The organism is Bacillus sp. FSL M8-0063, from assembly GCF_038005545.1.
GTDB classification, from domain to species: Bacteria; Bacillota; Bacilli; order Bacillales; family Bacillaceae_G; genus Bacillus_A; species Bacillus_A wiedmannii.
Map to the genome: position 1 here is coordinate 150,501 of NZ_JBBOTJ010000001.1, position 14,564 is coordinate 165,064.

Below are 14,564 nucleotides of genomic sequence, written 5' to 3' on the forward strand. Positions count from 1 at the left end.
TGATAAAATTGATGAAATTTCATGCCCATAGCAATCATTTTTGCGGTATAATAAAAGCAACTCGAATTAAAAGGAGAGTGCCTTCATGGGAAAAGCAATTGAAGATAAAGATTCACAACTAGTATATTTAAAAGAACGTTTAAATATGTTCATTGAAGTAATTGATACAATTGAACCTGAAGAAGTAGAGTTAGAGGATGTAGATCGTCTTCTTGCGATGTTAGATGAATTAGAATTAAAATGTGAGCAATTTAAAAAAGACGAATAATATATTAAAAAGGCTGCCAATGCAAAATTGGCAGCCTTTTTCTGTATGGATAATAGAAGGACGGTAGAAAAAAAGGTATAATCAAGTTGTGAAAAATTTCATTTATGCTTTAATAGCGTGAAACAAATAAAAAGCTGAAGAGCATAACAATGGAATTTTCAGCTCATAACGTTTTGGTAGCGTTCACAATTGAGGGGGAAGTAACAATGGAAAAGCTTCAAGAAAGCATGTATCAACTAATTGTTGAAACGTCAACGAACTTACCGAAAGATGTTCGTCGTGCGATTCAACAAGCGAAAGAACGAGAAAATTCAGGGACTCGTTCTGCGATGGCACTTGGCACAATTACGAATAATATTAAAATGGCTGATGATAACATCTCGCCAATTTGCCAAGATACAGGGATGCCAACGTTTAAAATTTATACACCAGTTGGTGTGAATCAATTAAAGTTGAAGGAAGCTATCTATAATGCGCTTGAGCGGGCGACAAAAGATGGTAAACTTCGTCCCAATTCTGTTGATTCTCTTTTTGGAGACAATAGTGGAAATAATTTAGGACCAGGTACACCGGTTATTAAGTTTGAACAATGGGAAAAAGATTATATTGATGCACGCTTAATTCTAAAGGGTGGTGGCTGTGAGAATAAAAATATACAGTATAGCTTACCGTGTGAATTAGAAGGACTTGGACGCGCTGGTCGTGATTTAGAAGGAATTCGTAAATGCCTTCTTCATGCTGTATATCAAGCGCAAGGTCAAGGTTGTAGTGCAGGTGTAATTGGTGTTGGTATCGGGGGAGACCGCACATCAGGTTACGAATTAGCAAAAAATCAATTATTCCGTACATTAGATGATGTCAATCCAGTACCAGAGTTACAAAAACTTGAAGAGTACGTATTAGAAAAGGCGAATAAGCTTGGTATTGGTACGATGGGATTTGGTGGAGAAACAACTTTACTTGGTTGTAAAATTGGCGTGTATAATCGTCTGCCAGCTAGTTTCTACGTATCTGTTGCGTATAATTGCTGGGCATATCGCCGTCTTGGCGTAACAATCCATCCTGAAACAGGTGAAATTATGGATTGGCTATATCAAGAAGGTGAGGATACACTTCAGCAAGAAGCACAAGAAAAAACAGAGCAACGTGAGATTGTATTACAAGCACCAATTACAGAAGAGCAAATTCGTGAACTTCGCGTTGGTGATGTTGTAACAATTAATGGCATGATGTATACAGGTCGTGACGCAATCCATAAGCATTTAATGGATAACGATTGTCCAGTAGATTTAAAAGGACAAGTTATTTATCACTGTGGTCCAGTTGTCGTGAAAGATGAAAATGAAAACTGGCAAATTAAAGCGGCAGGTCCAACGACAAGTATTCGTGAAGAACCGTACCAAGGCGATATTATGAAGAAATTCGGTATTCGCGCTGTCATTGGAAAAGGTGGTATGGGTGCGAAAACATTAGCGGCTTTAGAAGAGCATGGTGGTGTATATTTAAATGCAATTGGCGGTGCAGCGCAATATTATGCTGAATGTATTAAAGAAGTGAAAGATGTTGATTTCTTACAATTTGGTATTCCAGAGGCAATGTGGCATTTACGTATCGAAGGATTTAAAGCGGTTGTAACGATGGATGCTCATGGTAATAGCTTACATGCAGATGTTGATAAAACATCACTTGAAAAATTAGCTAGCTTTAAAGAGCCAGTATTTAAGTAAACAAAAATGCATCTCGAATCATTCGAGATGCATTTTTTGGTATATATAGAAAAATATGTTCAGCATGAAAGAATGCACGGCAACAGAAACTACAAGTACGATTATATATGGAAAGGAGACTATTTATGAAATATAAATGGTTATATATCGGTCTCATTTTTTCAATTATGATGGCACTTGTTCCAGTTTCAACATTAGCTTATACAAATACTCCACATAACTGGGGAATCCCGCGTCCTAAAAATGAAACAGTACCAGATGCAGGGAAGCTATATACAGAATTACTACAAAAAAATGGTGGGTTTTATTTAGGGGATACAAAGAAAAAAGATATTTATTTAACATTCGATAATGGGTACGAGAATGGATACACAGGGAAAATCTTAGACGTATTAAAAGAGAAAAAAGTACCGGCAACTTTCTTTGTAACGGGTCATTATATAAAAACACAAAAAGATTTGTTATTAAGAATGAAGGATGAAGGACATATTATTGGAAACCATTCGTGGAGTCATCCTGATTTTACAACGGTAAATGATGCGAAACTTCGTGAGGAATTAACGAGTGTAACAGAAGAAATTAAAAAAGTAACTGGGCAAAAGGAAGTAAAATATGTACGTCCGCCGCGAGGTGTGTTTAGCGAAAGAACGTTAGCTCTTACGAAAGAAATGGGCTATTATAATGTATTTTGGTCACTTGCATTTTTGGATTGGAAAGTGGATGAGCAAAGAGGATGGCAATATGCACATAATAATGTAATGACGATGATTCATCCAGGATCTGTTTTATTACTTCATGCAATCTCGAAAGATAATGCAGAAGCACTTGCGAAAATCATTGATGATTTGCGCGAGAAAGGGTATCATTTTAAAAGTCTAGATGACTTAGTAAAAAGCAATCAACCGTAAGCATGTATGCTTGCGGTTTTCTCATGCTATAATGATGTGTAAAAAGGATGGGGAAACGTATGTGGAGCGAACATGTTACGTTAGAGTATCCGTATCATTTTGAAGAGGTATTAAAACGTTTATCTTTTGATCCTCTTCACGTCATTCAATTAGATGAGAAAGTCATTTATGTCCCGCTTTGTATAGACGAGGAACAGATTGTTGTTCGCTTGCAAGGGATTGGTACTGTTCAAAATCCACAGTTTTGGATCTCTAGTCAGGCAGGAGATCAAGAGAAAGTCATGAAACGAATGAGGGCCATTTTTCATTGGAATGAACCGTTTCAAGATATACAAAATCATTTTTTAAACACATCATTACGTCCACTATTTGAAACATATGCTTATACTCCAATTATTTTAGAGTTTGATTATTTTGCTTGTCTTCTTCGCTGTATCATTCATCAACAAATAAATTTGAAATTTGCTACTGTGTTAACAGAACAGTTTGTGAAACGATATGGAACAGAGAAGAACGGTGTATTCTTTTTCCCCACTCCAGAAATAGTAGCAAATATTTCAATAGAAGAATTGAGAGAGCAGAAGTTTAGTCAGCGAAAGGCTGAATATATAGTAGGGTTAGGTCGAAGTATTGTCAGCGGTACATTAAATTTAGCGAGTATAGAAACCAGGGCGGATGAAGAGGTTTCCGCACAATTGTTACCAATTAGGGGGATTGGTACATGGACAGTGCAAAATTTTTTAATGTTTGGGCTTGGACGGAAAAATATGTTTCCGAAAGCGGACATTGGGATTCAGCGTGCAGTGCAAGGTGTATTTCAATTAGATGATAAACCTGATGATGCATTTTTAGAAAAAGTGAAACAAGAGTGTGAACCATACTGCAGTTATGCAGCGTTATATTTATGGAAAAGTATAGAGTAGAGGTGTAATAATGATACAAAAGCAACATGAGAGTAAGTTGGAAGTTGGTCAAACGTTTCCTGTGACAATTAAACGTCTTGGGATTAACGGAGAAGGCGTTGGTTATTTTAAGAGACAAGTTGTTTTCATTCCAGGGGCATTACCAGGAGAAGAAGTTGTTGCTGAAACAACGAAAATTCAGCGTGGCTTCGCTGAAGCGAAAGTGAAAAAAGTTCGTAAAGCTTCACCACATCGTGTGAAAGCACCATGTCCGGTATATGAAGAGTGTGGCGGTTGTCAGCTGCAACATTTAGATTATAAAGAACAATTAAATCAAAAGCGTGATATCGTTGTACAAGCATTCGAGAAGTATATGAACAACAGTTTGGAAGAAAAAATTCGTCCAACGCTTGGTATGGAAAACCCATGGCATTATCGTAATAAGAGTCAATTACAAGTGGGACGTAAAGACGAAAAGGTTATTACAGGGCTGTATAAGCAAAACTCACATCAGTTAATTGATATTGCTCACTGTATGATTCAACATAAAGCAACGAATGAAGCGACAAAAGTTGTAAGACGTATATTAGAAAAATTAAATGTTTCTATTTACAATGAGAAAAAACAAAAAGGTTTAGTACGCACAATTGTGACACGTACTGCAGTTCAAACAGGGGAAGTACAAGTTACACTTATTACAACAAAAGAAGAATTACCAAATAAAGATCAATTTATCGCAGAAGTACAAAAACAGATGCCAGCTGTTAAATCAATTATGCAAAACGTAAACTGGCGTAAAACATCTGTTATTTTCGGTGATAAAACATTTAAATTAGCTGGAAAAGAAGTAATTCAAGAAACACTAGGTGATTTATCATTTGAATTATCAGCATGTGCATTCTTCCAGTTAAATCCAGAACAAACAGTTGTTTTATACGATGAAGCGAAAAAAGCAGCTGCTTTAACAGGCGATGAGAAAATTGTAGATGCGTATTGTGGTGTTGGTACAATCGGTCTTTGGCTTGCAAATGATGCAGCGGAAGTACGTGGTATGGATGTAATTCCAGAAGCGATTGAAGATGCAAGAAAAAATGCGAAGCGTCACGGATTTACAAATACGAAATATGAAGCAGGTAAAGCTGAACAATGGTTACCGAAATGGGTAAAAGAAGGATGGCGTCCAGATGTAATTGTTGTCGATCCACCTCGTACAGGTTGCGATGATAAATTACTGGAAACAATTTTAAAAGTGAAACCAAAACAAGTTGTTTACGTATCTTGTAATCCTTCTTCATTAGCACGTGATGTACAAGCATTAATGAAGAGTTATGAAGTGGAATATGTACAACCAGTTGATATGTTCCCACATACAGCTCATGTAGAAAATGTAGTGAAGCTTGTTAGAAAGTAAAGTGTATTCATATTCCCTCACGATATGAGGGAATATTTTCTATGAAGGAGAGTAAAATGAATAATTATAAATTAACGATTCAGTACGATGGTGCACGTTTTAAAGGATGGCAACGTCTCGGTAATAACGATAATACAATTCAAGGAAAAATCGAGAGTGTCATATCTGAAATGATCGGAAAAGAAATTGAAATTATCGGTTGTAGTAGAACAGATGCGGGTGTACATGCTTTGAATCAAGTTGCTAACTTTCAAAGTGATGAGAAGTTAGTGGAACATAAAGTGAAAAAATATTTAAATCAATATTTACCCAACGATATTAGCATTACGAGTGTAGAAGAAGTACAAGATCGCTTCCATGCTCGTTACAATTCTAAAGCAAAAACATATCTTTATAAAATTTGGAATGAAGAGCATACAAATCCATTTATGCGTAAATACAGCATGCATGTGAATAAAAAATTAAATGTGAAAAGCATGAAAGAAGCTGCGAAACATTTAGTTGGTTCACATGATTTTACTGCTTTTTCAAATGCGAAATCAAAGAAAAAGTCTATGGTTCGAGAAGTATATACACTTGAAGTGATGGAAGAAGCAGGATTTGTACAAATTAGAGTAAGTGGTAACGGATTCCTTCATAACATGGTAAGAAAAATTGTTGGAGCATTAATTGAAGTTGGATTAGGACAATTAGATGCGGACACAATCCCAAATATTTTAGAGGAAAAACAACGTAATCAAATTAATTGTCTTGCTGAGGCAAGTGGTTTGTATTTGGAGAATGTTGAGTTTTAATAAACAGTAAAAAAATCGAGCTGTGTAAGCTCGATTTTTTTATTGTTTTGGCATTAAGAAGATTTTTCTTTCTTCATACGTATCTTCAAATTCCAAAAAGCAGCAAGCATAATAGCTGCAAAGGAGCCGCTAATTGTTGCTAATAGTTTTGCATAAGGATAAGCATTCATATCAACTAGTAACATCATACATACAATGGTAGGGAAGAAGGCTAAGTATTGTAATAACTTTAATTTGTTATCATTACTCATATATATCGTTCCTTTCTAGTATGTTATATGTTTATTGTAGCATATTTTTCCAATTTATATTTGCGCTTGGAAGCAGATTTATCCTGCATTAACAGGCAATAAAAGTCCAATTGGTGAGGGTAGACAAAACCTCCACAGATTAAAGCTTCACTTCATTTCATATGTGTAAATGCAATTTTTTAATTCGATATTGTAAGTTTTGCCTACTTAATCCTAAAAACTTTGCAGCCTGTGAGATATTACCGTGATACTCTGTCAGAATTTGATTGATGTAGTTCTTCTCCATTGCCTCTATTGTGTGCTTTAACGTTTTAGGTGCATCAGCATCGTTATTAGTTAGGGAAGGTTGCATATTGAATTCTTTTTTTATTTGTTCACGAAAGCGAGTGGGAAGATGAAAAGCTGTAATGATATTTTCATCTTCAACTAAATTCATTGAACCTTCAATGATATGTTCCAATTCTCGTACGTTTCCAGGCCAATCATATGCATACAAGAATTCTCTTACATGTACATCTAGATCCGTTACGCCAAGTCCAAATTGAATGTTGTACTTTTCGATAAAGTGCTGCACAAGATCAGGAATATCTTCTTTTCGTTCACGTAAAGGCGGGAGACATAAAGTAACGACGCTTAATCGGTAATATAAGTCTTTCCGTAATCGATTGTGTGTAATAGCTTCAAGAGGATCTTCATTAATAGTTGCTATAATACGAACATCAATTTCTTTTTCTTGTGTGCCTCCGATTCTTCGTATTGTTTTTTCTTGTATAGCTCGTAGTAACTTCGCTTGAAGTGCTGGACTTAATGAGTTGATCTCATCTAATAACAAAGTTCCTCCATTTGCTTCTTCAAATAAACCAGCTTTATCGATAGCTCCTGTAAATGCACCTCGGTTCGTACCAAATAATAAGCTTTCCATGAGTGTATCAGGTATAGCGGCACAGTTTTGTGAAATAAATGGTTTTGTTGAACGTTGACTTTCATTATGGATACTTTGTGCAAATAGTTCTTTACCGGTCCCTGTTTCTCCTACGAGAAGTATGGATGAGGATGTACGAATTACTCTCTTTGCTTCTGTAATGACAGATTGAAGAGCATTAGAATCACCGATTATGTGATCAAAGGTAAATTTATTATTTTGTTTTCGAGAAAGGTTCGTTTTCATCGTTTGTTTGAAATGGCTAATCTCTGTTGAAATTTCAATAGCGCCTTTAATTTTTCCGTTTTCTATTATAGGGAAAGTATTGTTAATCGTTGTAATTTCTTGCCCTTTATTGTTAAAATACGTTTGTTTTATATTTTTGTTTGTTTTTCCTAATTTTAATGCCTCTATAAGAGTACTATTTTTATTTTCTTCAAATGCGAATACTTCTATAGGACTTTTATATAGCACATCTGAGCGTTCCATTGATTCAATTTCCATCATTTTGCGGTTATAGATAATCGTTTTACTTTCCTCATTAATAATATGAATCCCGATATCGAGCTCATTAAGTAAAGTTTCATATAGCATATTCATTTCAATGATCTGTTTAAAATTAATTTCTTCTGTACGCATAGATTATCTTCTCCTCATTTCACCCTATGAAGACTGACTTTTTATAATTTTATTAAAATTCTTATAAAATCGCAAAATTTTTTTGCTATTTTCTCTTTAAAATTTCTCAAATGATAGAAAAATTTTGCGGTTATGAAGATTTTTTTTTGAGAAACCTTCATTTTAAATAGGAATTGGAGATTGGTACGCATTTTGCATAAATAATAGTTGAAATCTCTAAAGGAGGGATATGCAACGTTTCAGTACCAATTAATAAGAAGGAGGAGTTTATAAAGTGAAGATGGTTATAGAAGGCGTGTATAGTCCTTGTTATGGGAAAGTAGAGAAGTTATTTGTTACGGAAAGTTCTTACGTATACGAGTGGGAGAAATTAGCGTTAATTGAAACAATAGATAAACAGAAAGTAGAAATTAAAGTAGGGATCAGTGGATATATCGAATCCTTAGAAGTAGTAGAAGGACAAGCTATCGCTGATAAAAAGTTATTAATAACAGTGAGGGATGATCTTTTAATAACAGGTAGTGATTGATACTATGTATTTTGCTCTTTTCAATAATTATTCTTATTATGAATATTTTTAAAAACGCTTACATGAAATGGGTTTCCAAAGGGAAAAGGGGGGATTTATATGATGGATCAAAACCAAGGGTTAAAACGGGAATTGAAAAGCAGGCACATATTTATGATTGCACTTGGAGGAGTTATTGGTACCGGTCTTTTTTTAGGATCTGGGTATACAATTCATGAAGCTGGGCCTGGAGGAGCGATTGTAGCGTATCTTGTTGGAGGATTTGTTATGTATTTAACGATGCTCTGTCTTGGAGAGTTAGCTGTTGCGATGCCTGACGCAGGATCTTATCAAACGTATGCTACAAAGCACATTTCCCCTGCAGCGGGTTATGTAGTCGGCTGGATGTCGTGGCTAAACTGGTCTGCTACGATAGGTATTGAACTGATTGCAGTTAGTATTTTAATGAAACGATGGTTTCCTGATGTACCGTCATGGATTTGGTGTGTAGTGTTTGCGGTGCTTCTTTTTGCTATCAATGCGTTATCTTCAAGAAGTTTTGCAGAAGTTGAATTTTGGTTTGCAAGTATTAAAGTAATTACAATCATTGCATTTATTATTTTAGGCGGGGCAGCAATGTTTGGTTTTCTAGATATGAAAGGAAACGAACCTGCACCGATGTTCTCTAGCTTTACTGATTATGGTGGGTTGTTTCCAAATGGGTTATCAGCCATTTTAATTACGATGATTGCAGTTAATTTTTCCTTCCAAGGAACGGAACTAGTTGGTATTGCAGCTGGAGAGAGTGAAAATCCAGAGAAAACGATCCCGAAGGCAATTAATAATACAGTTTGGCGTATACTTGTGTTCTTTGTATTATCTATTTTCATTCTTGCAGGCTTATTCCCTTGGCAGCAAGCAGGAGTGATAGAAAGTCCATTCGTAGTTGTATTTGATAAAATTGGCATTCCTTATGCAGCCGATATTATAAATTTCGTTATTATTACAGCGGTTCTATCCGTTGCGAATTCAGGATTATATGCAACTTCTCGTATGCTATGGTCTATGTCTAACCAAGGCATGATTAGTCCAATTTTCGGTAAGTTATCTAAAAATGGTGTTCCTATTTATGCATTGATTGTAAGTACAATTGTAGGTTGCCTTTCATTACTATCAGGTATTTATGCGGAAGATACAGTTTATTTATGGCTACTTTCTATTGCCGGGTTTGGGGCGATATTAGTTTGGGCATCTATTGCTCTATCTAACTTATTGGCTAGAAGGTCATACATTAAGCAGGGCGGGGATGTGAAGGACTTGAAATTTAAAACACCGCTGTATCCATTTGTACCACTGCTTGCGTTAGTATTAAATGTAACAGTAATTGTTGGTATGGCTTTTATTCCAGAACAAAGAATGGCATTATATTGTGGTATTCCATTTATGATTGTTTGTTTACTGTTTTACCGTGCGACAAGAAATAAGGCACGTAAGGTAGAACATATTGAAAAAACAAATAAAACAGAGGCAGAAAGTTTATAAATATAGTAGAAACTTATGCTAAAAAAAGAGACTGTAAAATTGTAAACAGTCTCTTTTTTTGTGACAATAAAGCTGGAAACATACTATGTATGCAAAGGGGAATTAGCGATGAATCAAGAAGTTTCACAGCTATTAGAACAGATTGATTTACGAAAAGATGAGTTACTAGAGCTTACAAAAACTTTAATTCGCTTTGAAACACCAGCACCGCCGGCGAGGAATACAAATGAGGTGCAAGAATTTGTTGCAGATTTTCTAAGAAAACGAAATTTTAGTGTTGATAAATGGGATGTATATCCGAATGACCCGAACGTTGTTGGGGTGAGAAAAGGGATAGAAAGTGACACACATAAAAGTCTTATTATTAATGGACATGTGGATGTAGCTGAAGTGTCAGCAGATGAGGCGTGGGATACAAATCCGTTTGAACCATTTATAAAAGATGGTTGGTTAGTTGGACGTGGTGCGGCAGATATGAAAGGGGGACTGGCTGGAGCGCTATTTGCTATTCAGCTTTTACAAGAAGCTGGTATTGAATTACCTGGAGATTTAATCTTTCAATCCGTAATTGGGGAAGAAGTGGGAGAGGCAGGTACACTTCAATGCTGCAAAAGAGGTTATGATGCTGATTTTGCAGTCGTAGTGGATACAAGTGATTTACATATGCAAGGACAGGGCGGCGTAATTACTGGATGGATTACTGTGAAAAGCCCCCAGACGTTTCATGATGCAACACGCAGGCAAATGATTCATGCTGGAGGACGTTTATTCGGAGCGAGTGCAATTGAAAAAATGATGAAAATTGTGCAAAGTTTACAAGAATTAGAGCGTCATTGGGCAGTCATGAAAACATATGAAGGCTATCCATCTGGAACAACAACAATTAATCCAGCTGTTATTGAAGGCGGACGTCATGCAGCGTTTATTGCAGATGAGTGCCGGTTATGGATAACGGTGCACTTCTATCCGAATGAAACATATGAACAAATAATAAAAGAAATTGAAGAGTATATTGAGAAAGTAGCGGCTGCCGATCCATGGTTAAGTGAAAATCCACCACAATTTAAGTGGGGCGGAGAATCAATGATTGTGGATCGTGGCGAAATTTTCCCTTCTTTAGAAGTAGATCGTGAACATGCAGCAGTAAAAACGCTTAGCTCAGTGCACGAATCAATTCTATCTAAAAATGCAATTTTAGATATGTCTGCAACGGTAACGGATGGTGGTTGGTTTAGTGAATTTCATATTCCAGCTGTTATTTACGGACCAGGTACATTAGAAGAAGCTCATTCAATAAATGAGAAAGTTGAAGTAGAACAGTTAATTGAATTTACAAAAGTAATAACAGCATTTATATATGAATGGTGTCATACAAAAAAATAGATTAGTGTGTTGAAATCGTACAGGTATGTATACTTGTACGATTTTTTAGTGAACTATTTCAGAGTTGAACAGAAACAACTGAAATAGTTCTTTATTTTTCTATGTCTTTCGTTTTAGTTCGATTAATTTCTCTTTCGCTAATTCAACAGCAATTGCATCATCTAAATAGCCAATTGGAAAGAGATAGTCGGGAATAATATCTGTCGATAAAATGAAATACAGTAATGCGCCTCCAAGAACTGCACGTTCTTCTTTTGAGATAGTTTCATTGCAAAATTGTTGATACATATCGGTTAATTGTTCAATAAAAGGACCAGCGCTATCAATTTGTTCTAATTTACTGGCGAAACTTTCATGAATACGTTTTTCGCCTTCTGTTGTCTGAGCATAGCGTTCATAGTTTTCAAGTTCTTGTTTTACGCGAGTTGTTGTATAGTCGAAATCGAATAAGTTAGAGGATTGCAGCGTTTGCTGAATTGTATCAAGAGACGTGTACATATCCGTCTTCTCTTTATTAATGTGAGGAGAATCAGGATACATTTCATCAAATAACAATTGGGGTGGAACTTGCAAACATTCTGCAAATTTTTGTAGATGTTTTTGTTTTGGCGGTTGTTTACCATTCATAATTCTTGAGATTGTTGCGGGATCAATATTTGTATGCATTCCTAATTGGCGCATGGATAAGGCACGTTCTTTTAAAAGTTTTTTTATTAATGTACTAAGCCGCTCATGTGGATTTTCTCTAGGCATAGTGAAGGCACTCCTTTTTTATTGTTGAAAAAATGTTGAGCATTTATTACATGTATATGAAACAGACAGGCACAGTTGCTCAACATTTTCATAAGATGCATGGAAAAGTGAGAAAAAGGGGTGGCTGTTTATGAGTACGGCAGGTCTATTTTCAATTTTTTTAATCGGGATTGCTTCTAATTTAGATAATGCAGGTGTTGGGATTGCATATGGCATTCGTAAAATTCGAATTTCGTGGCTTAACAATTTTATCATCGCATTTTTTGGGTTTTTATTTACTTTGTTAGCTGGATTTTTTGGGAACTGGATAGCGTTATTTATTTCAGAGTTTACTGCAAACCTGATTGGAGCAATCGTTTTAGGAATAATCGGGATGTTTATTTTGTGTCAGCCTTTCTTGGGGCAAAGAAATACTGTAGGTTCTAACGATGGTAATGTACTTATGGGAATTTTACGTGATCCAGAAAAAGCAGATTTTGATGGTTCTAAAACAATTAGTTTTTCAGAAGCAATTGTTTTAGGGATTGCATTGTCTATTAATAATATTGCAGGTGGATTTGATGCTGGGGTAACAAACTTGAATCTGTGGCTTACAGCAACTATTTCTGGGGTGTTTAGTTTTATTTGTATTAGTGGTTTTGCGTATGTAGGAAAAAGATTTTTAGCAGCATACTTAGGGAAATGGGCTACTGTTATTGCGGGCATGCTATTAGTTTTTATTGGGATAGATCAGTTATTGTAACATACAATGTTCGAGCATTTCCTCGGAAATATTCGAATGAATTGCATATATCGACACCGGATGCGCAATTACCGAAACGTTACTGCTTTTATAAATATTAAAGCACCTACATAGGTGCTTTTTTAACGTATATCTTCAATTAATTGTTCCGATTCTTCATACATACTGTACTCACTTAACACTTGAATGCAAAGCCACTTTAATTCTTCAATAGTATGTTCAAGTTCTTCAGGAAGCACATGATGAATGTCTTCAAGTCCCATTCCGAAGTGGATGAGTTCAAGTACTTGATCATCGATGTTTCGATCCATTAGTAGTTCAAGCACTTCTAAATTGAATATGTATCGGTGAGCTTCATCGAGTGAAACAACTTTTAACTTCAAGCTTTCTACAATACTCAATATAAAAAGGAGAATTGTTTTTTCAAGAACAGGCTGTTTTTCCATTTGAAATATTAGTTTCATCTTTCACACCTCCACATATAGCGCTAGGTTGTACTATATTATTCAGGAGGGGGGAGCAAATATGCATGATATAGAGAAACTTTCAGTACGGTTTTTGTAAGGATATGGATAGCTGATAAAATTGAGGGTTTTATGAAATAAAAAAATCCTGCTAGTATAGCAGGATAACTCTGAATTAAAAAATGCTCCAACCTTCTTGAGCAGAAAGAAGTTCAAGAATTTTAAAACCGGCGATACTATTTCCGTTTGCATCTAAAGCTGGTCCGAAAATACCAATTCCCATTTCTCCTTTTACGCAGCCGAAAATACCACCAGCTACACCACTTTTGGCTGGAATACCAACACGAATCGCAAATTCACCAGACTCGTTATACATACCGCATGTAACCATAAATGTTTTACAGATTTTTGTAATATGTTTAGGGATAATTTGTTTTTTCTTATATGGATCATAGCCATCCATCGCAAAAATTAAGCCGATACGCGCTAAATCGATACAGTTTACTTCAACTGCACATTGACGAGTGTATAAATCCATAAGTTCTTCGATGTCACAATCGATAATTCCGTTTTGTTTCATATAGTAACAAAGTGAACGGTTTAAGTAAGCTGTCTCTAATTCTGAATTGGCAACTTTAGAAGAATAATTAATAGTAGGATTATCTGTTATTTCACGTACAAAATGAAGGATGCGCTCCATTTTTTCTTCATTATCATTTCCGGTTAACATACTTGTAATAGCTAGTGCCCCTGCATTAATCATTGGATTAAGTGGCTTAGAAGGACTTGTCGTTTCTAACTTAATAATAGAATTAAATGGGTCACCAGTTGGTTCCATTCCAACTTTAGAAAATACATATTCTTCACCACGATCTAAAAGGGCAAGTGCAAGTGTAATTACTTTTGAAATACTTTGAAGAGTAAATAGTGTTTGTGAGTTGCCAGCATGGATGTATTCTGTTTCTTTATGGAAAATGGCAATCCCTAAATCAGCCGGATTTGCATTTCCTAGTTCGGGGATATAAGTAGCAAGCTTTCCTTTTTTCGTATATGGTTTTACTTGTTCTAACAACTGTTGTAAGTTGTTTGTTTCAATGCACTGCATAGTACCAACGCTCCTATTTCGAATTAACTACGTTTACTTTTCCCGATATGCTCGGAAATAAATAATAACATGAAAAGGTGGAATGATAAAACGAAAGTTATATGTACTATAGTAGGTATTTCGTTTCGAGTATTCTATATTAAAAAAGGATAATTTTCCTTTTATATAACAGTTTGGAAATAGGAGATTTATCCATAAAAAATTCGAAAATAAAAACTACACATCTATACAACTATATGTTATTA

At 35.4% G+C, this 14,564-nt stretch carries 16 protein-coding genes; 11 read left to right on the plus strand and 5 right to left on the minus strand.

Annotated features, from left to right (window positions below; genetic code table 11):
- Window positions 1-85 precede the first annotated feature (85 nt).
- The 6 genes from MKX31_RS00695 (at window position 86) to truA (ending at window position 6,010) form a co-directional block, all read left to right on the plus strand.
- The gene (locus tag MKX31_RS00695; protein WP_000513547.1) at window positions 86-268 is read left to right on the plus strand and encodes an SE1561 family protein; all 183 of its coding nucleotides are present in this window, start codon (window positions 86-88) and stop codon (window positions 266-268) included.
- A 206-nt stretch (window positions 269-474) separates the two neighbouring features.
- On the plus strand, window positions 475-1,995 hold the full coding sequence (fumA, locus tag MKX31_RS00700; RefSeq protein ID WP_222661586.1) for a class I fumarate hydratase: 1,521 nt from the start codon (window positions 475-477) through the stop codon (window positions 1,993-1,995).
- A 125-nt stretch (window positions 1,996-2,120) separates the two neighbouring features.
- Window positions 2,121-2,903 carry a delta-lactam-biosynthetic de-N-acetylase gene (pdaA, locus tag MKX31_RS00705; protein ID WP_064477249.1) on the plus strand — a complete coding sequence of 261 codons (783 nt, stop codon included), beginning with the start codon at window positions 2,121-2,123 and terminating at the stop codon, window positions 2,901-2,903.
- Window positions 2,904-2,962: 59 nt separating this feature from the next.
- The gene (locus tag MKX31_RS00710; RefSeq protein WP_222661585.1) at window positions 2,963-3,826 is read left to right on the plus strand and encodes a DNA-3-methyladenine glycosylase family protein; all 864 of its coding nucleotides are present in this window, start codon (window positions 2,963-2,965) and stop codon (window positions 3,824-3,826) included.
- Window positions 3,827-3,836: 10 nt separating this feature from the next.
- Window positions 3,837-5,216: a 23S rRNA (uracil(1939)-C(5))-methyltransferase RlmD gene (gene rlmD, locus MKX31_RS00715; protein ID WP_340979721.1), complete on the plus strand. Its 1,380-nt coding sequence runs from the start codon at window positions 3,837-3,839 to the stop codon at window positions 5,214-5,216.
- A gap of 56 nt (window positions 5,217-5,272) precedes the next feature.
- Window positions 5,273-6,010 carry a tRNA pseudouridine(38-40) synthase TruA gene (gene truA, locus MKX31_RS00720; protein WP_064477251.1) on the plus strand — a complete coding sequence of 246 codons (738 nt, stop codon included), beginning with the start codon at window positions 5,273-5,275 and terminating at the stop codon, window positions 6,008-6,010.
- A 53-nt stretch (window positions 6,011-6,063) separates the two neighbouring features.
- Here truA and MKX31_RS00725 read toward each other — a convergent pair whose 3' ends face one another.
- Together MKX31_RS00725 and MKX31_RS00730 are read right to left on the minus strand one after the other, a co-directional pair.
- Window positions 6,064-6,261, minus strand: coding sequence for a hypothetical protein (locus MKX31_RS00725; protein ID WP_000063919.1), 198 nt, complete (start codon window positions 6,259-6,261; stop codon window positions 6,064-6,066).
- Between the two features lie 157 nt (window positions 6,262-6,418).
- A complete protein-coding gene (locus tag MKX31_RS00730) occupies window positions 6,419-7,822 on the minus strand; it encodes a sigma-54 interaction domain-containing protein (protein WP_064477252.1) in 1,404 nt (467 codons plus the stop codon).
- 274 nt (window positions 7,823-8,096) lie between these two features.
- On the opposite strand from MKX31_RS00730, the gene MKX31_RS00735 reads away from it, so the two are divergent.
- From MKX31_RS00735 to MKX31_RS00745, 3 genes are all read left to right on the plus strand, one after another.
- On the plus strand, window positions 8,097-8,351 hold the full coding sequence (locus MKX31_RS00735) for a biotin/lipoyl-containing protein (protein WP_000784766.1): 255 nt from the start codon (window positions 8,097-8,099) through the stop codon (window positions 8,349-8,351).
- 99 nt (window positions 8,352-8,450) lie between these two features.
- Window positions 8,451-9,872 carry an amino acid permease gene (locus MKX31_RS00740; RefSeq protein ID WP_064477253.1) on the plus strand — a complete coding sequence of 474 codons (1,422 nt, stop codon included), beginning with the start codon at window positions 8,451-8,453 and terminating at the stop codon, window positions 9,870-9,872.
- Window positions 9,873-9,980: 108 nt separating this feature from the next.
- Window positions 9,981-11,255 (plus strand): acetylornithine deacetylase, encoded by a 1,275-nt coding sequence (locus MKX31_RS00745; RefSeq protein WP_064477254.1) that lies wholly within the window; start codon window positions 9,981-9,983, stop codon window positions 11,253-11,255.
- A 99-nt stretch (window positions 11,256-11,354) separates the two neighbouring features.
- On the opposite strand, the gene MKX31_RS00750 is transcribed toward MKX31_RS00745, so the two are convergent.
- The gene (locus MKX31_RS00750) at window positions 11,355-12,008 is read right to left on the minus strand and encodes a DUF1232 domain-containing protein (RefSeq protein ID WP_098102470.1); all 654 of its coding nucleotides are present in this window, start codon (window positions 12,006-12,008) and stop codon (window positions 11,355-11,357) included.
- A 130-nt stretch (window positions 12,009-12,138) separates the two neighbouring features.
- Here MKX31_RS00750 and MKX31_RS00755 point away from each other — a divergent pair, with 130 nt between their 5' ends.
- Entirely contained in the window at window positions 12,139-12,750 is a 612-nt protein-coding gene (locus tag MKX31_RS00755; RefSeq protein ID WP_098102471.1) for a manganese efflux pump, read from the plus strand.
- Window positions 12,751-12,872: 122 nt separating this feature from the next.
- Here the strand turns inward: MKX31_RS00755 and MKX31_RS00760 are convergent, their stop codons facing one another.
- Together MKX31_RS00760 and glsA are read right to left on the minus strand one after the other, a co-directional pair.
- Window positions 12,873-13,214, minus strand: coding sequence for a DUF3969 family protein (locus MKX31_RS00760; RefSeq protein ID WP_283792337.1), 342 nt, complete (start codon window positions 13,212-13,214; stop codon window positions 12,873-12,875).
- A 175-nt stretch (window positions 13,215-13,389) separates the two neighbouring features.
- Window positions 13,390-14,319, minus strand: coding sequence for a glutaminase A (gene glsA / locus MKX31_RS00765; protein ID WP_001149843.1), 930 nt, complete (start codon window positions 14,317-14,319; stop codon window positions 13,390-13,392).
- A gap of 69 nt (window positions 14,320-14,388) precedes the next feature.
- Between glsA and MKX31_RS00770 the strand changes: the two genes are divergently transcribed.
- Complete coding sequence (locus MKX31_RS00770) at window positions 14,389-14,472, plus strand: transcriptional regulator (RefSeq protein ID WP_081257449.1); 84 nt, start codon at window positions 14,389-14,391, stop codon at window positions 14,470-14,472.
- The last annotated feature ends 92 nt before the right edge of the window (window positions 14,473-14,564 follow it).

Bases quoted from the DNA above. Each gene is read 5' to 3' on its own strand.
- MKX31_RS00730 (WP_064477252.1), bottom strand. From the start codon at position 7,822: ATGCGTACAGAAGAAATTAATTTTAAACAGATCATTGAAATGAATATG.
- MKX31_RS00740 (WP_064477253.1), top strand. From the start codon at position 8,451: ATGATGGATCAAAACCAAGGGTTAAAACGGGAATTGAAAAGCAGGCAC.
- MKX31_RS00695 (WP_000513547.1), top strand. From the start codon at position 86: ATGGGAAAAGCAATTGAAGATAAAGATTCACAACTAGTATATTTAAAA.
- MKX31_RS00760 (WP_283792337.1), bottom strand. From the start codon at position 13,214: ATGAAACTAATATTTCAAATGGAAAAACAGCCTGTTCTTGAAAAAACA.
- MKX31_RS00750 (WP_098102470.1), bottom strand. From the start codon at position 12,008: ATGCCTAGAGAAAATCCACATGAGCGGCTTAGTACATTAATAAAAAAA.
- MKX31_RS00710 (WP_222661585.1), top strand. From the start codon at position 2,963: ATGTGGAGCGAACATGTTACGTTAGAGTATCCGTATCATTTTGAAGAG.
- fumA (WP_222661586.1), top strand. From the start codon at position 475: ATGGAAAAGCTTCAAGAAAGCATGTATCAACTAATTGTTGAAACGTCA.
- MKX31_RS00755 (WP_098102471.1), top strand. From the start codon at position 12,139: ATGAGTACGGCAGGTCTATTTTCAATTTTTTTAATCGGGATTGCTTCT.
- truA (WP_064477251.1), top strand. From the start codon at position 5,273: ATGAATAATTATAAATTAACGATTCAGTACGATGGTGCACGTTTTAAA.
- glsA (WP_001149843.1), bottom strand. From the start codon at position 14,319: ATGCAGTGCATTGAAACAAACAACTTACAACAGTTGTTAGAACAAGTA.
- rlmD (WP_340979721.1), top strand. From the start codon at position 3,837: ATGATACAAAAGCAACATGAGAGTAAGTTGGAAGTTGGTCAAACGTTT.
- MKX31_RS00745 (WP_064477254.1), top strand. From the start codon at position 9,981: ATGAATCAAGAAGTTTCACAGCTATTAGAACAGATTGATTTACGAAAA.
- pdaA (WP_064477249.1), top strand. From the start codon at position 2,121: ATGAAATATAAATGGTTATATATCGGTCTCATTTTTTCAATTATGATG.
- MKX31_RS00770 (WP_081257449.1), top strand. From the start codon at position 14,389: ATGAAAAGGTGGAATGATAAAACGAAAGTTATATGTACTATAGTAGGT.
- MKX31_RS00725 (WP_000063919.1), bottom strand. From the start codon at position 6,261: ATGAGTAATGATAACAAATTAAAGTTATTACAATACTTAGCCTTCTTC.